Origin of the sequence: Auritidibacter sp. NML100628, from assembly GCF_003185985.1 — a bacterium.
Lineage (GTDB): Bacteria > Actinomycetota > Actinomycetes > Actinomycetales > Micrococcaceae > Auritidibacter > Auritidibacter ignavus.
On the sequence record NZ_QHLP01000007.1, the window covers coordinates 1 to 19,124 of the forward strand.

Consider the following 19,124-nt stretch of genomic DNA (forward strand, 5'->3'; position numbering starts at 1 on the left):
GGTGACTTCAATCCGAGCACTCATCGAGACAATGTCCTTATCCATGCGTTCACACTATGGCTTCGCGCTCACGATACGTGAGGCACGACCTGAGCCACGCGCTCAATATCAATAAGGTACGTCGGGGGGTTGAATAAGAAAATATCACTCCGTTAAACTCGCCCTGCGACGACCTGAGGGTGACGCATGACGTCTCATGGATTCCTTGGAAGGCGGTCCTGAATGTGCTTGAGTTTCTAACTTCGCGGTGGGGAGATATTCTTTTTCGCTCCTACCAACACGCCAGCTTAGTGGTTCAAGCGCTGATCTTAGCCACGATTATTGCTTTAGTGATCGCAATGTTGGTGTCGTCACGGCCGTGGGGTGCTTCGGTTGCGAACGCTCTGAGCTCTATCGGGTTGACCGTGCCCTCACTGGCCTTGCTTGGGCTGGTGATTCCCATCGTGGGTATCGGTACTTTACCGTCGGTGGTCTTGGTGACCTTTTACGCGATCCTGCCGATCATGCGAAATGCCATTGTCGGCTTGCAAGCCATAGATCCGCTGGTTGTCGAGTCCGCCCGTGGTCAAGGGATGGGGCCTGCGGCAGTCTTGTTCCGAGTACGGTTGCCACTGGCCTGGCCGATCATTATGACCGGCGTGCGAGTCTCTGCTCAGATGTCCATGGGTGTAGCCGCCATCGCGGCCTATGCCCTAGGACCTGGACTGGGTGGATACATTTTCTCGGGCCTCAGTCAAATTGGAGGGGCAAACGCGGTGTACTACGCCTTGGTTGGCACTTTTGGCATCGTGATCGTGGCGCTCATTCTTGACCTCTTACTCATGGGTCTGACCCGCCTCACCACTTCGAAGGGACAAAAAGCATGACAGAGTCACAGCGTCATCCCGAATCCAACCGCGGCGTTGAGATCGAACTTCGCAAGGTTTCCAAACGGTACCCCGGGCAGAAAAATCCTGCCGTCCAGGAGATGGACCTCGTCATTCCTGCCGGTGAGATGGTGATGTTTGTTGGGCCATCGGGATGTGGGAAAACCACCACGTTGAAGATGATCAATCGACTGATCGAACCAAGCGCTGGCACGATTCTGATTGACGGGGACGATGTGACCAACCACAATCCCACGAGGTTGCGTCGCAATATCGGCTACGTGATTCAGGGCGGTGGGATGTTGCCGCACCTGACTGTGGGCGCCAATATTGGCCTCGTCCCGGGGCTACTCAAGTGGGATAAGAAGCGGATCCGCGCCCGAGTAGATGAGCTTCTGGACATGGTGGGGCTTGACCCGCAGATTTACCGTGACCGCTATCCGAGGGAACTCTCCGGCGGACAGCAACAGCGTGTGGGTGTGGCGCGTGGACTGGCTGCTGATCCCCCGATCGTGCTGATGGATGAGCCGTTCGGCGCGGTTGACCCGGTGACGCGCTCGCGGTTGCAGGATGAACTTATGCGGATTCAGTCTGAACTGCAGAAGACTATCGTGTGCGTGACTCACGATATAGATGAAGCGATCAAACTGGGTGACCGGATGGTGATTTTCCAACCAGGAGCCACGATCGCGCAGTACGACACGCCAGAAAAGGTTCTCGCCGCACCGGCCAGCGATTTTGTCGACGATTTCATCGGTGCTGGATCCACTTTAAAACAGCTCAGCTTACGGCGGGTTGACGAACTTGGGTTGTCGCATCCACCCACAGCCCGGATTGGCGAGTCTGTGGATGAGGTAGTGCAACGGGCCACAGTAGCGGGAGCGAGTGCTGTTGTGATCCTTAATGAGCGTGACGAGCCCCGTGACTGGGTCAGCCTGCGCACGCTCCAACGACAGGCTACGGTGCCAGATCCCAAGGCGGATTTGCAGACCGTCATCGACCACCGGTCAACGCTCAATGACGCGCTCGACGCAATGCTCACCTCCTCCCACGGTGGTGCCATGGTGGTCAAGCGTGGCACCTACCAGGGTGTGTTGCTTTATGAGACGGTGACGGATTATGTCCGCGCCCTGAATGAACAGGTTGCGCAGCCGGTACACGACGAGCAACAGCCCGGTTCATCCGACAATCTGACTGACGATGTGCGGGGAGTGAACTGATCATGTGGCGAAGGCTTTCTCGCGAAGACAAAATCTTGCTGGCGGGTATCCCGGTGCTCGTGATCATCTTGCTGGGGGGTTGGCTGGTCTGGCAAGCGGCCGCAACTTTGGACGATATTGAAGCCCGTACCTTGGACCTCTCCAACGTGGCGGTCATGGCTGGCGAGCACGTTGTACTGGTCTTGGTCTGCACCATTGTTGTAGTACTCACCGCGGTTCCCGTCGGAATTCTCCTCACGCGCGGTAGCTTACGCCGGCTGGCAACTCCGGTGACCTTCATTGCCAATATGGGACAGGCAGCACCGGTGATCGGTGTGATCGTGCTACTGGCTATGTGGTGGGGATTCGGGGCGACAACTGCTGTTGTATCGCTGTGGATCTACGCTTTCTTGCCCGTGCTGGCCAATACGATTGCAGCCTTGCGCTCCGTTGACCCCGAACTTATTGAGGTTGCCAGGGGGATTTCGATGTCTCCGTGGCAAGTTCTCTTCAGAGTCGAGCTACCGATGGCACTACCAGTGATCATGGTCGGGGTGCGCACAGCACTCGTGCTATTGGTGGGTGCTGGGGCCTTCGCGACTTTTATTGACGCTGGTGGCCTCGGGACACTCATCACCACCGGAATCAGCCTGTACCGGTTTCCCATTCTGATTTCGGGTGCCCTGTTGATTGGTACTCTAGCCCTGCTGATCGAATGGGTGGGAAGACTGTGCGAAGCGATCTTGGCTCCGAAGGGGGTGACTGCGTGAAACGGTCAATGTCGTTGAAGATGTTGCTTCGGGTCGCTAAACGTCGAGCTGTTATCGGCGTGAGTAGTCTCGGGCTCATCGGAAGCCTGGTCCTGTCCGGTTGTGGTTTGGGTACTGCCGGCGGTTACACTCCCTCGGGGACGCTGACCGGTGAGGTCGCCGACATTAGCCTTGACGGCGCCAGTATTTCCGTTGGTTCCAAGAACTTCACCGAGCAAATCCTTCTGGGCAAGATCGCTGTGGTGCTACTGCAGTCAGCGGGGGCTGACGTTCAGGACCTGACGAATATTCCCGGCTCGACCTCGGTTCGCCAGGCCCAGTCGACAGGTGATGTTGACCTCACCTTGGAATATACAGGGACAGCCTGGATCACATATATGGGGCACACTGATCCGATACCCGATTCCCAGGAACAATACGAAGCTGTGCGGGACGCGGACAAGTCCAACGGGCTAATGTGGTACGAGCCCGCGGAAATGAACAACACGTATACAATGGCTGTGCGCAGGGAGACGGCTGAAGAATACGGGGTCTCATCCCTGGACGATATGACGAAGCTCCCCGAGGCAGAACAAACATTTTGTGTGGATGCCGAGTTCCAGGCTCGCAATGATGGGTTTATCCCGATGCTGGAGGAATACGGGATGGATGAACCTCCTTCTGAACAGGTGTCGATTATCGACACCGGAGCGATCTATGCGGCCCTTGCTAACGGAACCTGTACCTTCGGTGAGGTATTTTTCACCGACGGTCGTATTAAGGCGTTGGACCTGGTAGCGCTGGAAGACCCGCGGGGATTTTTCCCCAAATACAACATGGCACCGGTCGTTGACAGTGAGCTCGCCGAGCAATACCCCCAGCTTGAAGACCTCTTTGCGCCGGTCATCGCTGACCTAGACAATGACCGGATGCAGGAACTTAATGCCCGCGTGGACGTGGACGGAGAAGATTACGGTGACGTGGCCTATGAATACCTTAAAGATTTGGGAGTAGTCACCGACAGCTAGGGAGCGGACGGCATGACAACGTCCGCTAAAACGTTGTCTCGGGCTCAGCTACCTGTAACTCGAGTTGCAGGTATGAGACGCTATCCTCAATACTGTTGATTGAGTCCTAGCTCACAGAAAAGGAAAAGGAAGGTCCATGCCCGAGGCATATATCTATGATGCCGTGCGAACTCCGCGCGGGAAGAATAAGAACGGGTCGTTGCACTCGGTGAAACCCATCGACCTGGTGGTGGGCTTGATCGAGGCCATCCAAGAACGCAACCCCTCGTTAGATCCACAACTCCTTGACGACATTGTCCTGGGCGTGGTTTCCCCGGTTGGAGACCAGGGTGGAGATATCGCTCGCGCCGCTGCCCTGGCTTCGTCCCTACCTGACACGGCGGCTGGTGTGCAGGTCAACCGGTTCTGCGCCTCCGGTCTGGAGGCCGTGAACCTGGCCGCCCAGAAGATCGGCTCCGGCTTCGAAGATCTCGTGCTGGCCGGCGGCGTGGAATCCATGTCGCGGGTGCCACTGGGTGCTGACGGTGGCCCGTACTCTCAGGACCCCGCCACCGCCTATGACTCCTACTTCGTCCCCCAGGGTATCTCCGCAGACTTGATTGCCACGGTGGAAGGTTTCAGCCGCGAAGACGTCGACACCTACGCCGCTCGTTCCCAGCAGCGGGCTGAGACCGCATGGCAAGAAGGTCGCTTCGACCGCTCGATCGTGCCGGTGAAAGACATCAACGGTCATGTGTTGCTCGACCACGACGAACACCGCCGTCCCGGCTCCACCGTGGAATCCCTGGGCGAACTGCCCGCCAGTTTCGCCAAGATCGGTGCCCAGGCTGGTTTCGATGACGTTGCCTTGCAGAAATACCACTGGTTGGAGCGGATCAACCACGTCCACGGTCCCGGTAACTCTTCCGGCATTGTTGACGGCTCCGCCCTGGTGTTGCTCGGTTCTGCCGAGATCGGTGAGAAGCTGGGTCTGACCCCGCGCGCCAAGATTATTCAGACGGCGGTCACCGGGTCGGAACCGACCATCATGCTCACTGGTCCGACACCGGCCACTGAGAAAGCACTGGCCAAGGCGGGTCTGAGCGTGGACGATATTGACCTGTTCGAACTCAATGAGGCCTTCGCCGCTGTGGTGATGAAGTGGCAGAAGGAGCTGGGCGTTCCGGATGAAAAGGTCAACGTCAACGGTGGTGCCATCGCCATGGGCCATCCATTGGGTGCGACCGGCGCGATGATTTTGGGTACGTTGCTCGATGAGCTCGAGCGCACCGACCAGCAGCGCGGTCTGGCCACCCTGTGCATCGGTGGCGGCATGGGTATTGCGACCATTATCGAGCGAGTCTAAGGGGAACAGTCATGACGACAGAGAACTACACCGGATACCAGTGGGACCAAGACGCCGATGGCATCGTGACCATCACCATGGACGACCCCAATGCCTCGGTCAACACCATGAACGACCACTTCGTGCAGGCCTTCTCCGCCACCGTGGACCGGCTGGAAGCCGAAGAGATCACCGGCGTGGTGATCACCTCGGCGAAAAAGACCTGGTTCGCCGGAGGTAACCTCGAGCAACTGCGCGAGATGACCCCCGAGAACACCGACGCCCAGGTGGCAGAACTCAGCCACATCAAGTCGCTGTTGCGTCGTCTGGAGCAACTGGGTAAACCCGTGGTGGCCGCCATGCACGGTGCCGCCCTGGGCGGTGGCCTCGAAATCGCCCTGGCCTCGCACTACCGACTGGCCGCCTCCGATAATCCCAAGGCACGCTACGGTGTGCCCGAAGTGACCCTGGGACTGCTTCCCGGCGGTGGCGGTGTGACTCGCTTGGTGCGCATGCTCGGTATCCAGGACGCCCTGCAGAAACTGGTGATTCCCGGTACCCAGCTCAAGGCCGAGGACGCCCACGCGCTGGGGCTCATCGATGAGCTGGTGCCCGCCGAGCAGCTCCACGAAGCGGCGGTAGCCTGGATCAAGAACAACCCCGAACCGGTCCAGCCTTGGGACCAAGAGGGCTTCAAAATCCCCGGTGGGGACCCGAAGAGCCCCAAGGTCGCCAGCCAGCTGCCGGCCCTACCGGCACTCTTGCGTCGCCAGCTGAAGGGCGCGAACTTCCCGGCACCGCGTGCTGCCATGGCCGCCGCGGTAGAGGGCGCCTCGGTGGATATCGACACCGCACTGGCGATTGAGACCCGGTACTTCATTCACCTGACCCACTCTCAGGTGGCCAAGAACATGATCCAGGCCTTCTTCTTCGACATGCAGCACATCAAGTCCGGTGGCTCCCGTCCCGACGGCATTGCCCCGCGGGAGATCAAAAAGCTCGGCGTACTCGGAGCCGGTTTGATGGGCGCAGGCATCGCCTACGTGTCCGCCAAGGCTGGACTGGACGTGGTGCTCAAGGACGTTTCGCTGGAGGCGGCTGAAAAGGGTAAGGACTACGCCCGCAAGCTTGAGGCCAAGGCTCTACAGCGCGGCAAGACCACCGAAGAAAAGTCCCAGGCTCTGCTGGACCGCATCACCCCGACCGGGGAAGCCTCCGACTTTGAGGGCGTGGACTTCGTGATCGAGGCGGTCTTCGAATCCGTTGAGCTCAAGCACCAGGTATTCCAGGAAATCCAGGACATTGTCACCCCGGACGCACTGCTGGGCTCCAACACCTCCAGCTTGCCGATCACTTCGCTGGCTGCCGGCGTGGACCGTCAGGAAGACTTCATCGGCATTCACTTCTTCTCCCCGGTGGACAAGATGCCATTGGTGGAGATCATTTGCGGCGAGAAGACCTCCGATGAGGCGCTGGCCCGTGCCTTCGACTATGTGGCCGCGATCCGCAAGACCCCGATCGTGGTCACCGACTCGCGCGGTTTCTTCACTTCCCGGGTGATCGATAAATACATGCGCGAAGCCCTGGCTGCTGTGGGTGAAGGTGTGGAGCCAGCTACCGTCGAGCACGCCGCGATGCAGGCCGGTTACCCCTCCGGTCCGCTGTCGCTGCTGGACGACCTGACGCTGACCCTGCCGTTGAAGATTCGTTCTGAGGCCGAAGAAGCAGACCGTGCTGCCGGCATCGAGACCCCGCACCATCCGTCCCAGGACGTGCTGCGCTGGATGGTCGAGGAAGCCGATCGTCCCTCCCGCAAGTCCGGTCGCGGGTTCTACGACTACGACGAGAACGGCAAGCGTCAGCTGTTGTGGCCGGGGCTACGGGAACACTTCAAGTCCGGGACCTCGGTGCCGGAGCTGATCGACCTGCAGGAACGCATGCTCTTCGCTGAGGCACTGGACACCATTGCCTGCCTGGAAGAAGGCGTGCTGACCTCGGTACCCGATGCTAATATCGGCTCGATCCTCGGTATTGGGTTCCCGGCCTGGACCGGTGGCGTGTTGCAGTACGTCAACCAGTACGCCGGCGGACTGCAGGGCTTCGTGGAGCGGGCTCGCGAGCTCGCTGAAAAGTACGGCGACCACTTCCTGCCCTCCGACGGGCTGATCGCCAAGGCCAAGGCCGGCGAGAAGTACGAGTAAAAACTCCATATACTCATCGCACCCGTCAGCACCGTCGTGAGGTGTTGGCGGGTGCGGTGTGTTAACCCCGCAATGAAAACCTGCGGAATAGGCAAAGCGTGGCTGAAGCGCCTAAGATTTTGACGTACACGTTTTAGTCAGAAGGTGGAGACTGCAGATGCCTCGTATCGTCGTTGACGTGATGCTCAAACCCGAAATTCTTGATCCGCAGGGTAAAGCCATTGCCCACCAGCTCCCCGGAATCGGGATCTCCGATTTCTCCGCAGTCCGTCAGGGCAAGCGTTTCGAACTGTTCGTCGACGGTGAGGTCACCGAGACCCACCTGCAGGCAGCACGTCGGGCCGGAGAAGAACTGCTCTCCAACCCGGTGATCGAAGACGTGGTGAATGTGTCTGTGGCTGACGACGATGCGGTGGAGCAGGCATGAGCCCACGTATTGGCATTATCACCTTTCCTGGAACACTCGATGACCGCGATGCTACCCGCGCGGTGCGGTTGGGCGGTGCCGAGCCGGTGCAGCTGTGGTACAAGGACACCGACCTGGCCGGTAGCGACGCGGTGGTGATCCCCGGCGGGTTCTCCTACGGCGACTATCTGCGCGCCGGGGCGATGGCCGCCAAAGCCCCGATGATGACCCAGGTGGTGGCCGCAGCTGAGACCGGCCTGCCGGTGCTGGGCATTTGCAACGGGTTTCAGATCCTCACCGAGGCCGGATTATTGCCGGGCTCGATGATCAAAAACGATCACCTGAAGTTCATCCGCACCGATCAACGTTTGCGCATTGACAACGCCACCACCGCCTGGACGTCCTCGTTTCGTCAGGGCGAGGAGATTGTGGTGCCGTTGAAGAACCAGGACGGCCAATACGTTGCCGATGAGCAGACGCTGGCGATGCTGGAGGAGTCCAACCGGGTGGTCTTCCGCTACCGTGGCCACAACCCGAACGGCTCCCGCAATGACATTGCCGGTATTACCAATGAAGCGGGCACTGTGGTGGGGTTGATGCCCCACCCCGAACACGCGGTGGAAGCCGGTTTCGGCCCCTCACTGGCCTCTGGAGCCGCCGCGCCTGCCACCATGCGCCAGGGAACCGATGGGCTGGGCGTGTTCCAGTCCGTGCTGACCTCACTCGCGAGAGCCTAAGGATTACGATGTTCAACCTCGACACCGTCGACCACGCGACTGCCACCCCCGATGAAGAACTTCCCTGGGCCGAACTGGGATTGAAGGACAACGAGTTCGCCGAGATCAAAAAGGCCTTGGGGCGTCGTCCCACCCACGCCGAGCTGGCGATGTACTCGGTGATGTGGTCCGAGCACTGCTCCTATAAGTCCTCCAAGGTCCACCTGCGCCAATTCGGTGAGAAGGTCACCGACGAGATGCGTCAGGACCTGATGGTGGGCATCGGTGAGAACGCCGGGGTCACCGACATTGGTGACGGCTGGGCGGTGACCTTCAAGATCGAGTCCCATAACTCCCCGTCCTTCGTCGAGCCCTACCAGGGCGCTGCTACCGGTGTGGGCGGGATCGTGCGCGACATTATCTCGATGGGTGCCCGCCCGGTGGCGGTCATGGATGCGCTACGCTTCGGCCCGATCGACTATCCCGACACCCAACGGGTACTCCCCGGCGTAGTGGCCGGAATCGGCGGATACGGTAACTCGCTGGGGTTGCCCAATATCGGCGGAGAAACCGAATTTGACGAGTGCTATCGCGGTAACCCGTTGGTCAACGCGCTGGCGGTCGGCGTACTGCGCCACGAGGATCTGCGCACCGCCAACGCTTCGGGGGTGGGCAATCAGGTCGTACTCTTCGGTGCCCGCACCGGCGGTGACGGCATCGGTGGCGCCAGCGTGCTGGCCTCAGAATCCTTCGACGACACCAAGCCCTCCAAGCGCCCGGCGGTGCAAGTCGGTGACTCGTTCGCCGAAAAGGTCCTGATCGAGGCCTGCCTGGAGCTATTCCACTCCGGACTGGTGGAAGGTATCCAAGACCTGGGTGCTGCCGGCATTTCATGTGCCACCTCGGAGTTGGCCTCCAACGGTGAGGGCGGGATGCACGTGGACCTCACCCAGGTGCTGTTGCGCGACCCGAGCCTGACCCCCAGCGAGATTCTGATGTCAGAATCCCAGGAACGGATGATGGCCGTCGTCACCCCCGAGAAACTGGCCGACTTTGAAGCCGTGATGGATAAGTGGGAGGTCGAGTACTCGGTGTTGGGCGAGGTGACCGACACCAACCGGCTGGTCATTGAGTGGGACGGCGAGGTGATCGTCGACGTGGACCCGCGCACCGTGGCTCATGACGGCCCCGAATACCACCGCCCCTACCACCGTCCGGACAGTCAGGACGCGTTGGCCACCGACCACTTCCAGGCCCCCGAGGCCGATCTGCGCCAGACCATCCTGGACTTGCTCTCCACCCCGAATCTGGCAGATACATCCTGGATCACCGCCCAGTACGACTCCTACGTGCAGGGCAACACCGCCATGGCCGAACCGGATGACGCCGGGGTGATCCGCGTGGACGAAACCACCGGGCTCGGGATTGCCGTCGCCACCGACTGCAACTCCCGGTTCACCACCCTGGACCCCTACACCGGCGCTCAGGCCAGCCTGGCCGAGGCCTATCGCAATGTGGCCACCTCCGGGGCCCGCCCGGTGGCGGTCTCTGACTGCCTGAACTTCGGCTCCCCGGAAGATCCAGCGGTGATGTGGCAATTCGCCGAAGCCGTGCGCGGGTTGGCCGATGGGTGCCTGGAACTGGGCATCCCGGTCACCGGTGGCAACGTCTCGCTATACAACTCCACCGGTTCCCAGGCCATCCACCCCACCCCGGTGGTCGCCGTGCTGGGCGTACACCAGAACGTGGAGAACCGGGTACCATCTGGCTGGCAGTCGGCCCACGCCGGTCACGTGATCTACCTGCTGGGCACCACCGCCGATGAGCTCGACGGCTCCGAACTGGCGCGGATGCACGGGCACCTCGGCGGCGTACCGCCCCAGGTCGACCTGGCTGCTGAAAAGGCACTGGCGCAACTGTTGCAGACCGCCGCACAACGCCAGCTGATCTCCGCGGCCCACGATCTCTCCGGTGGGGGACTAGCTGCCGGGCTGGCCGAAGCCTGCCTGCGGTTCCAGGTCGGCGCGGAGTGCGAGCTGAACCACGTGGCCGACCGCGATGGGATTGACCTGCCGACCCTGTTGTTCTCCGAATCTCAGGGTCGGGCCATCGTCTCGGTGCCTCCGGTGCAGGTGACCGCCCTGGAGCAACTGGCCGAAGCGCACCACGTGCCACTGGCGCAGATCGGGGCGGTGACCGCCTCCACCAGCCTGCACATCAACGGGCTTGAGCCACTGATGTTCAGTGAGATCAACCGGACCCGTGCGAACCTGATCAGCGAGTACTTCGGATAGTGCCCACCAGCTCACCATCCCGTACGGCAGCCATCGTCGGCGCCGGGCCCAACGGGCTCACCGCCGCCGCCCTGCTAGCGAAGGCCGGCTGGCAGGTCGACGTCTACGAACGCAATGCCCGCATCGGCGGAGCCAGCTCTTCAGCGGAGATCTTCGGGCCCGGCACCGTGGTCGACCTGGGGGCTGCCGCCCACCCCTTCGGGGTGGCCAGCCCGGTCTTCGCCCGACTGCGACTGACCGATCATGGGCTACGCTGGCGACACGGCCGCTACCCAATGGCCCACCCGTTGGACGACGGCTCGGCCGTGGTCTTACATCACAGCCTAGAAGACACCGCCGCCGAACTCGGTGGCGACGGCACCGCCTGGCGGATGATTCACCGGTCGTTGGTCGACAATATTGACAAGGACCTGGAAAACGTCATGGGTCCGTTACTGCGGTTCCCCGCCCACCCGGTACGCATGGCCCAATTCGGGCTGTTCGGATCCCCACCCTCGACGTGGTTCACCCGCACCGCCTTCCGCGACCAGCCCGCCCGGGCGCTATTTATCGGCTCGGCCGCCCACGCCATCACCCCGCTGGGTCACCCGTTTACCTCCGCCTATGGCGCGATCTTCGGCGCTCTGGGCATGACCCGTGGCTGGCCGGTGGCTGAGGGGGGCTCCCAGGCCATTTCCGACGCCCTGGGATCGGTGATTACCAGCCACGGCGGACGGATTCACACCGATACGGAGATCACCTCGCTACACGAGTTGGATGCCGAGAAAATCCTCCTGAACATGACACCGGCCCAGGTGATGACCCTCGCCGGACGCGAGACCGCCGCCGGGCTCAGCGATACCACCCTGGGTCGGCTGTCCCGCTGGCGCTACGGACCCGGCGTGTATAAGGTCGACTATCTGCTCGACGGGCCGGTGCCCTGGAGCGATGACCGCGTCGGTCAGGCCGTGACCGTTCACGTGGGCGGTCAAGCCGCTGAGATCCGGTTGGCCGAAGCCCAGATCACCGCCGGACGCATGCCCGAACGGCCCTTTGTGATGGTGTGTCAGCAACAAGTCGCTGACCCCAGCCGGACCACCGATTCGCGCACGATCCTGTGGACCTACGCGCACGTGCCGGCCAATTATCACGAGCCCCGTCGCGGACTGGTAGCCGAGCGGATCGAGGCCCAAATTTCCCGGTTCGCCCCGGACTTCCGCGACCGAATCCTGGACCGCCACCTGGTCTCCCCACAAGATCTGCAAGACTGGAACCCGAATCTCATCGGTGGCGATATTGCCGGTGGGGCGATGACCCGCAGTCAAGCGGTGCTACGTCCCGGTCTCACCCGTGAACCCTACCGGCTCACCGACCGGCTCTTTATGGGCTCGGCAGCCACCCCGCCCGGGGCCGGGGTGCACGGTATGTCCGGGTACTGGGCCGCCCAGGCGATGGGTGCCGAACCCCGGGAAGCTTAGCTGAGAAACACCCCGCGAGCATAGCCCTCGGGCACAAACACCTCAGCCTCGCCGTGGATCAAGACATACCCGTCCGGAATCTGCTCCACAGTGACCTCGGTACCCAGCGTGATGCCCTGGGCCAGGCAATCGGCCAAGAACTCCTGATCAATTTGGGCGATTTCTCCGATCCGCGTCAGCGTGCCGTGATCCCGGTCCACAATGCTGTCATCGGCGGGCTGGTCCACCGCATGCACCTGGGAACCATTTCGTTGCGGGACTCTATTGCCGAAAGGATCCACCTCCGGGTGCTCCAAGAGCCCGTCCATCAACTCCACGGCCTCATCACTGGCCACGTGCTCCCATCGGCACGCTTCGGTGTGAATTTTCGACCAGTCGAGCTTGACCACCTGATGCAAAAACTGCTCGATCACTCGGTGTTTGCGCATCACCGATAAGGCCTGCTGTTCGCCTTCTGCGGTAAAGTGCAACACCCGGTCGGTGCCCAACACCAGCAACCCGGCCTTCGACATCCGATTTACCGTCTCCGAGACGGTCGGGGAGGACTGCTCGAAGCGTTCGGCTAACCGGGCGCGCAGGGCCGGCAGGCGGGCCTCGTGCAATTCGGTAATGGCCTTCAGATACATTTCCTGTGTATCGACCAGGTCGTGGTGATCGGACATCGTGGCATTCACTCCTTGACTGAGGTTAACCTAACACTACCGTATGAGCCACGCGGTGGAATCGGGCTCCACCATGCTCTCGGCGTAACCGGGGCCGATCAGTAGTTCCCCGGGGGCGACCGTCACCGGCCGATCCGACAGATTGGCAATAACCTCGACGCGCTGAGTCCCCGTATGGTCTTCAGTGGTGACGGTAAAGGCCAGCACCCCGCGGTGCGGATCGTGGTAGGCCGACCAGGCGAACTGACCGGAACCCAACCGGTAGTCAGCCCGCAGGCGCAACAACTGCCGGTAGGTTTCCAAAAATGATCCGGGCACCCCGTCTTGCTGATCCACGGCCAAGCGGTGATAGGACTCCGGGGCCGGAAGCCACCCGTCGGGCTGACCGGCCCGCCACGGCATGGGCACCCGGGCCCCGTCGCGACCGTACTCGGCACCCCGGGTGCGCCGGTAGGTCGGATCTTGACGTGCCTCGTTCGGCAGGGTGGTGTGTTCGGGCAGGCCCAGCTCATCGCCCTGATAGATATAGGCCGAGCCCGGCAGTGCCAGCTCGATCATCGCCGCCGCCAACGCGCGTCGGCGTCCCAGGGCTTCATCCGGCTGGATGTCTTCGGCGGTGATGCTGTCCGGATAGCTGGTGGGATCCGGCAGTCCGAAGCGGGAGGCGTGCCGGACCGTATCGTGATTCGACAGCACCCAGGTCACCGGCGCCCCCACCGCGTGCGCCTCGGCGAACGAGATGTCAATAGCCTCGTGGAGCGCCTGGGCATCGTAGCCGGCGGTGAGGAAGGTGAAGTTAAAGGCCTGCTGCATCTCGTCGGGGCGCACGTAGCGGAACAGCCGGAACAGCGGCGAGATCCAGGCCTCGGCAACCATCATCCGATCCTGGTATTCCTCCAGCACCCGGTGCCAGCTACGGTAAATCTCATGCACGCCCTCCTGATCGTAGAAGGGGTGCACCGGGGTGAAGCTGTCCCGATCAGTGATATTGTGATCCAGTTCGGCATCGGTGATCATCCCCGGCCGGTGCGGATGATCGGGTAGTCCAGCCTGTTTGACCAGCCCGTGGGCCACATCAACTCGGAACCCATCGACCCCGCGGTCCAACCAGAACCGCAGAATATTCTCGAACTCTTCGCGCACCTCGGGGTGCTCCCAGTTCAAATCGGGTTGCGAGGTGTCAAACAGGTGGAGATAGTACGGGCCCGGGGTGCCATCCGGTTCGGTGATCTGGGTCCAGGCCTTTCCTCCGAAATGCGACAACCAGTTATTCGGCGTGTCACGGAAAATATACCGATCCCGGGCGGCCGGGTCGCCTAAGGCCTGCTGGAACCAGGGGTGCTGATCCGAGGTATGGTTCGGCACCAAATCCACGATGATTTTCAGCCCGTGCTCGTGGGTGGCGGTAATCAGCCGGTCGGCATCGGCTAGAGCGCCAAACAGCGGATCCACGTCCCGGTAATCGGCCACATCATAGCCGGCGTCCTGTTGCGGGGAGACGTAAAAGGGCGAGAGCCAGATGGCATCCACCCCGAGCTCGGCCAGGTACGGGAGCTTGGCGATCACCCCCGGCAGATCACCCATCCCCGACCCCGTGGAATCGGCAAAGGAGCGGGGATAGATCTGGTAAATGACAGCATGGGACCACCAGGGAGTTTTGGACATGGTTCTAGCCTAATCGCACCCGGACAGGCAGTTCTGCTGACCTGCTCATCTGAACACATGCGCCACACTATGACTCCGGTCACGTATCTTGACCGTACCGCCGCCATCTATCCCGACCACACCGCCGTAGAATGTGAAGGCACCAGCTGGACGTATCGCGAATTTCACCAGCAGGTGCGCCAGCTCGCCGGGGCCGCCACGCCAAGCTCTCCCGGCAGGGCGTGCCCATGATCCACGCCGGGTTCAAGGTGCCCGACCGTTTCGAGATCCTGACGGAACTACCGCGCACCGCTACCGGCAAGATCCGCAAGAACGAGTTGCGCGGACAGTCCTAGCCTTTAGGACGCGACCGGACCTGCCGGTAGCGCACGCTTATGCGCTGAGGCCCGGTACGCGGAGATGATCCGCTCGGCCACGTCCTCGGGAACGATCTTGCCCTCGAGAAAGTCATCGATCTGATCATAGGTCAGTCCCAGCTCATCTTCATCGGTGCGCTGGGGCTGATCGGAGAGCAGATCCGCGGTGGGGACTTTGGCCCACAAATATTCCGGTGCACCCAAATACCGGGCGATGCTACGCACCTGCCGCTTATTCAGTCCCTGGAGCGGGCCGATATCGAAGGCGCCATCCCCAAACTTGGTGTAGAACCCCGTCACCGCTTCCGCGGCGTGATCGGTGCCCACCACCAGATCGCCATCGATCCCGGCGAGAGCGTACTGCGCCACCATGCGCATCCGCGCCTTGACATTGCCGAAACTGAAATCGCTGATCTGCTCGCCGGTGGCCTGACGGAAGGTCTCACCGAACTCATCGGTGGCTGGACCGATCTGGAACGTCACCGCCCGGGTCGGACGAATAAACTCCACCGCAGCGGTGGCATCGGACTCATCGGCCTGCATCCGATACGGCAAACGCACTGCCGTAAACCGCGCTTCAATACCGTCCTGCTGGAGCTTCTCGACGGCCAGCTGAGCCAACCGGCCCGCCACGGTGGAATCCACCCCACCGGAAATGCCCAATACCAGCCCGGAAGCTCCGGCCTGTCGCAGGTACTGACATAAGAACTCCACCCGGCGCTGGACTTCGGTGGCCGGATCGATCTCCGGGGCGACGTTCAGGGCGCTGATGATCTGTTGCTGTGCGCTCGTGCTCATAGCACCCATGCTATCTATTAGGTCACGTCACCTGGAGACCTTACTCATGAGCAAACCTCCACGATCACCGGAACGTGGTCCGAGGGGCCCTTACCCTTGCGTTCGTCCCGATCGATCATGGTTTCCCCGGTGCTCACTGCCGGTGAGACCAAGGCAAAGTCGATCCGCATGCCCTCGTTCTTCGGGAAACGCAGTTTCTGATAGTCCCAGTAGGTAAAAGCCTGCTCGTGCTGGTCGCGCACGGGATCGTGCAGAATCTCTTCGAACGCGTGGAAGCGCTCCCGCTCCGGAGCGGACACGTGGGTCATCTCGTTCTCATAGAAGAATTCGATATCCCATACGTCCTGATCGTAGGGTGCAATGTTCCAGTCGCCGACCAGGGCTAATTTTTGCTGGGGGTTCTCGGCGAGTTCAGCGCCAATGTGCTCCCGCAACGCATCCAGCCAGTCGAGCTTATACGCCATATGTTCATCATCGAGCGCCCGACCGTTGGGAACGTACAACGACCACACCCGCAGATCTTCTCCGACGACCGCCGAGATTGCCCGAGCCTCTTGCACCGGGTCGTGACCACCTTTGCCGAAGGCCGGCTGGCCCGGGAAGGTTCGTTGGACATCGGTGAGGCCCACCCGGGAGGCAATCGCGACACCGTTCCACTGGTTAAACCCGAAATGTGCGACCGCATAACCCAAGCGCTCAAAAACCTCCCAGGGGAAGTTCTCATCTTTGCACTTGGTTTCCTGGATGGCTAACACATCGGTGTCGCTACGCTCGAGGAAGTCCTCCACCCGGTCGGCCCGGGCCCGCAGTGAGTTCACATTCCAGGTCGCTAATTTCACGCTACGTCTCCTCGTTTTTCACACCACCACACGTGGACTCCATAAAGCGGACTAGAACTGCACCTCGCAGTGGTCTTGCAGATAGGTCATCCCGTCCACAAACTCGTCGTCATCGGCCAGCTCGACCACCTCGGCGTAGGCGTCGGTATCCGACGTATCGCCGGTGCGGTGGTCTTCCAGAATCTCGGCCATGGAGATGACCTGGTCGATGCCGTGGCGTAGTTGCTCATCCGAGGCGTTATTTTTGATCTCCTCGGCCTGCTCGATGAATCCCTCATCGGCGGGCTCAGGTAGGCCCTGCAATTGCTCGCACGAGTCTTCGAGCGCGTCATCGCCACCGGAGCTACACCCGGTCAGCGCCAACCCCGTCGCGAGAGTAATGAGACTCAGATGCCGGAGGCGCATTTATCAACCAGAACCTCGGCAGATGTGGGATCGACCTGTGACTCGAGACCCTGTTGTTGGGCTTCTGCGATGCTGGCTCCGTCTTCCAGGGACTGGTAGACGCTGTGGTAGGAGCCTTCGATATCTTCCAGAGCGTTGGCAAGCTCCTGATCGGAGGTGTCATGAACCATCCGAGAAAATTCGTTTAACGCCGATTCCATCTGGCCGGTGGCGCGTTCGGCGTCATCGCCGGACTCCCCTAGGGCGTTTTGGACCTTGAGTGTGACGTTGTTGAGCTTCTGACAGGTCGTGGCGATTTCATCGTTGCCAGTGCAACCGGTCAGGGTAAGACCCAGCCCGACCACGGCACTGATTCCGAGAACGGTTTTTTTCAGGTTCATGGTTCCTCATCTCCGAAAAAGCGGTGCTGTTGACACTCTACTAAAGGGGCAACGCTCGTGACGCCAATTTCCAACTCACGATGTGTTGACCAGGATAAACAGTGGGCGGTGCACCCGCCGAGGCTGATCCGGCGATGCACCGCGTAAACTAGCCTGCATGGGAACCTATGCTTCGGATCGCGCTGAACTGGCAGAACTCGTCAAAGACTTGGCGGTGGTGCACGGAAAAGTGACGCTGTCCTCGGGCAAACAGGCCGATTATTACATCGACCTGCGGCGAGTCACTTTGCACCACCGCGCAGCTCCGCTGGTGGGGCGGGTCATGTTGGAGTTACTCTCCGACGTGGAGTTTTCCGCGGCCGGAGGATTGACCATGGGCGCCGACCCGGTCGGCACCGCAATGTTGCACCAAGCCAACCCGGCCCGGGAGTTGGATACTTTCGTGGTGCGTAAACAGGCCAAAGAACACGGTATGGGGCGCCAGGTGGAAGGACCCTCGATCGAGGGGCGGAAAGTCGTGGTGTTGGAAGATACCTCGACCACCGGCGGATCGGCCTTGACCGCCGTTGAGGGTGTGCGCGCTGCCGGCGGTGAGGTCCAAGCCGTCGCTGTGCTGGTCGATCGGGATACCGGAGCGGCCGAGCGGATTCAAGACGAGGCCGGCGTCCCGTATCTGGCCGCCTTCCGTTTGAGCGATCTCGGACTCTAACCATCCCTGAAGGAGGATCACTATGGCAGACCACAAGACGGAGATTCAGCACCGCAAGACCGCACCGACGGTGATCGCCGGGCTGATCGGTGGCTACGCTACGGCTCGGTTGACGAAGATTCGGGCCCTGGGCGCGGTCGGACTGGGTGTGGCTGGTAGCTACGCCACAAAAGCCTGGGCCCAGGCAGGTGGCGCTGGACGCGCCGTGGGACTAGCGACGGTATACCTGGGCGCTTTTGGCGCGTCGCACTGGTTATCGAAGAAAATTGGCGCGTGGCCATCGGTACTGACGGTCACCGGCATCGCCTCGGGGGCCGCCTGGGCGGTGCATGATCGGCACGCCGAGCCGGACGCCGACGGCCCGACGACGTGACGGACTCCGCGCAGCACCCCACCGACAACGGCTACCACCGTGAAGTCGGTGTAGGCCCCTGGGAAGGACCCTGGCCCACCGGCGAACAGTACGATCCGCAACTACTGGCTGAGGGTGATCGTCGCAATGTGCTGGACCGGTACCGGTATTGGACAGTGGAGGCCATTGTGGCCGACCTCGACCGATCGCGCCACGGTCTGCACATTGCCATCGAGAATTGGCAGCACGATTTCAATATCGGAACCGTGGTGAGAACCGCGAACGCGTTTAACGTCGCTGGAGTGCACATCATTGGCAAACGCCGGTGGAATCGTCGTGGTGCCATGGTCACCGACCGCTACCTGCACGTTGAGCATCATCCCACTATTGACGGCTTTGTGGCGTGGGCGCAAGAGAACAACCTACCGATTCTGGCCGTGGACCTTTTTGCGGATTCGGTGGCGATCGAGGAGTTCAGCTTCCCGAGGGAATGCGTGATGGTCTTTGGGCAAGAGGGACCGGGGATTTCCGAGGACATTCATCGGGCTGCCACGGCAACGTTGGCCATTGCGCAATATGGCTCAACCCGTTCGATCAATGCCGGGGTGGCCGCCGGTATCGCGATGCATGAATGGGTGCGACAGCATGCGGTTCGCCCGGCAGGTCCTGACCGCCGGGTGGTGGGTGGTTAGACTGGGGGCAAACCCAGATCGATGAA

General features: G+C 61.3%; 19 protein-coding genes. 13 read left to right on the forward strand and 6 right to left on the reverse strand.

Annotated features, from left to right (window positions below):
- Positions 1 to 224: 224 nt before the first annotated feature.
- The 10 genes from DCC24_RS06280 to DCC24_RS06325 all read left to right on the forward strand — a co-directional run bounded on the left by DCC24_RS06280 (position 225) and on the right by DCC24_RS06325 (position 12,240).
- Positions 225 to 866 carry an ABC transporter permease gene (locus DCC24_RS06280; protein ID WP_110099074.1) on the forward strand — a complete coding sequence of 214 codons (642 nt, stop codon included), beginning with the start codon at positions 225 to 227 and terminating at the stop codon, positions 864 to 866.
- Positions 863 to 2,086 carry an ABC transporter ATP-binding protein gene (locus tag DCC24_RS06285; protein ID WP_110099075.1) on the forward strand — a complete coding sequence of 408 codons (1,224 nt, stop codon included), beginning with the start codon at positions 863 to 865 and terminating at the stop codon, positions 2,084 to 2,086. Before DCC24_RS06280 ends, DCC24_RS06285 begins: the two co-directional genes overlap by 4 nt.
- A gap of 2 nt (positions 2,087 to 2,088) precedes the next feature.
- Positions 2,089 to 2,835 (forward strand): ABC transporter permease, encoded by a 747-nt coding sequence (locus tag DCC24_RS06290; RefSeq protein WP_110099076.1) that lies wholly within the window; start codon positions 2,089 to 2,091, stop codon positions 2,833 to 2,835.
- Positions 2,832 to 3,842 carry a glycine betaine ABC transporter substrate-binding protein gene (locus tag DCC24_RS06295; protein ID WP_233492006.1) on the forward strand — a complete coding sequence of 337 codons (1,011 nt, stop codon included), beginning with the start codon at positions 2,832 to 2,834 and terminating at the stop codon, positions 3,840 to 3,842. The genes DCC24_RS06290 and DCC24_RS06295 overlap by 4 nt, the downstream gene beginning before the upstream one ends.
- Before the next feature lie 136 nt (positions 3,843 to 3,978).
- Positions 3,979 to 5,187, forward strand: a complete 1,209-nt coding sequence (locus DCC24_RS06300; RefSeq protein WP_110099077.1) for an acetyl-CoA C-acetyltransferase — start codon at positions 3,979 to 3,981, stop codon at positions 5,185 to 5,187.
- Positions 5,188 to 5,198: 11 nt separating this feature from the next.
- The gene (locus DCC24_RS06305; protein WP_110099078.1) at positions 5,199 to 7,367 is read left to right on the forward strand and encodes a 3-hydroxyacyl-CoA dehydrogenase NAD-binding domain-containing protein; all 2,169 of its coding nucleotides are present in this window, start codon (positions 5,199 to 5,201) and stop codon (positions 7,365 to 7,367) included.
- 157 nt (positions 7,368 to 7,524) lie between these two features.
- Complete coding sequence (gene purS / locus DCC24_RS06310) at positions 7,525 to 7,794, forward strand: phosphoribosylformylglycinamidine synthase subunit PurS (RefSeq protein ID WP_110099079.1); 270 nt, start codon at positions 7,525 to 7,527, stop codon at positions 7,792 to 7,794.
- On the forward strand, positions 7,791 to 8,510 hold the full coding sequence (gene purQ, locus DCC24_RS06315; RefSeq protein WP_110099080.1) for a phosphoribosylformylglycinamidine synthase subunit PurQ: 720 nt from the start codon (positions 7,791 to 7,793) through the stop codon (positions 8,508 to 8,510). The genes purS and purQ overlap by 4 nt, the downstream gene beginning before the upstream one ends.
- An 8-nt stretch (positions 8,511 to 8,518) precedes the next feature.
- Positions 8,519 to 10,783 (forward strand): phosphoribosylformylglycinamidine synthase subunit PurL, encoded by a 2,265-nt coding sequence (purL, locus tag DCC24_RS06320; RefSeq protein WP_110099081.1) that lies wholly within the window; start codon positions 8,519 to 8,521, stop codon positions 10,781 to 10,783.
- Positions 10,783 to 12,240, forward strand: a complete 1,458-nt coding sequence (locus DCC24_RS06325) for an NAD(P)/FAD-dependent oxidoreductase (RefSeq protein WP_110099082.1) — start codon at positions 10,783 to 10,785, stop codon at positions 12,238 to 12,240. The genes purL and DCC24_RS06325 overlap by 1 nt, the downstream gene beginning before the upstream one ends.
- Here the strand turns inward: DCC24_RS06325 and DCC24_RS06330 are convergent.
- The 6 genes from DCC24_RS06330 to DCC24_RS06355 all read right to left on the reverse strand — a co-directional run bounded on the left by DCC24_RS06330 (position 12,237) and on the right by DCC24_RS06355 (position 17,345).
- Positions 12,237 to 12,902: a metal-dependent transcriptional regulator gene (locus DCC24_RS06330; protein ID WP_110099083.1), complete on the reverse strand. Its 666-nt coding sequence runs from the start codon at positions 12,900 to 12,902 to the stop codon at positions 12,237 to 12,239. The two genes, DCC24_RS06325 and DCC24_RS06330, sit on opposite strands and share 4 nt — an antisense overlap.
- Before the next feature lie 36 nt (positions 12,903 to 12,938).
- Positions 12,939 to 14,567 carry a glycoside hydrolase family 13 protein gene (locus DCC24_RS06335; RefSeq protein WP_110099084.1) on the reverse strand — a complete coding sequence of 543 codons (1,629 nt, stop codon included), beginning with the start codon at positions 14,565 to 14,567 and terminating at the stop codon, positions 12,939 to 12,941.
- Positions 14,568 to 14,905: 338 nt separating this feature from the next.
- Positions 14,906 to 15,721: an ammonia-dependent NAD(+) synthetase gene (gene nadE, locus DCC24_RS06340; protein ID WP_110099171.1), complete on the reverse strand. Its 816-nt coding sequence runs from the start codon at positions 15,719 to 15,721 to the stop codon at positions 14,906 to 14,908.
- A 44-nt stretch (positions 15,722 to 15,765) separates the two neighbouring features.
- Positions 15,766 to 16,560: an exodeoxyribonuclease III gene (locus DCC24_RS06345; RefSeq protein WP_110099085.1), complete on the reverse strand. Its 795-nt coding sequence runs from the start codon at positions 16,558 to 16,560 to the stop codon at positions 15,766 to 15,768.
- A 51-nt stretch (positions 16,561 to 16,611) separates the two neighbouring features.
- Positions 16,612 to 16,965 (reverse strand): hypothetical protein, encoded by a 354-nt coding sequence (locus DCC24_RS06350; protein WP_110099086.1) that lies wholly within the window; start codon positions 16,963 to 16,965, stop codon positions 16,612 to 16,614.
- Positions 16,947 to 17,345, reverse strand: coding sequence for a hypothetical protein (locus DCC24_RS06355; RefSeq protein WP_110099087.1), 399 nt, complete (start codon positions 17,343 to 17,345; stop codon positions 16,947 to 16,949). The genes DCC24_RS06350 and DCC24_RS06355 overlap by 19 nt, the downstream gene beginning before the upstream one ends.
- Before the next feature lie 157 nt (positions 17,346 to 17,502).
- Here DCC24_RS06355 and pyrE point away from each other — a divergent pair, with 157 nt between their 5' ends.
- From pyrE to DCC24_RS06370, 3 genes are read left to right on the forward strand one after another with little or no spacing between them, the layout of a single operon-like run.
- The gene (pyrE, locus tag DCC24_RS06360; protein WP_110099088.1) at positions 17,503 to 18,054 is read left to right on the forward strand and encodes an orotate phosphoribosyltransferase; all 552 of its coding nucleotides are present in this window, start codon (positions 17,503 to 17,505) and stop codon (positions 18,052 to 18,054) included.
- Positions 18,055 to 18,076: 22 nt separating this feature from the next.
- Complete coding sequence (locus tag DCC24_RS06365) at positions 18,077 to 18,427, forward strand: hypothetical protein (protein ID WP_110099089.1); 351 nt, start codon at positions 18,077 to 18,079, stop codon at positions 18,425 to 18,427.
- Positions 18,424 to 19,098, forward strand: a complete 675-nt coding sequence (locus DCC24_RS06370; RefSeq protein WP_110099090.1) for an RNA methyltransferase — start codon at positions 18,424 to 18,426, stop codon at positions 19,096 to 19,098. Before DCC24_RS06365 ends, DCC24_RS06370 begins: the two co-directional genes overlap by 4 nt.
- Positions 19,099 to 19,124 lie beyond the last annotated feature (26 nt).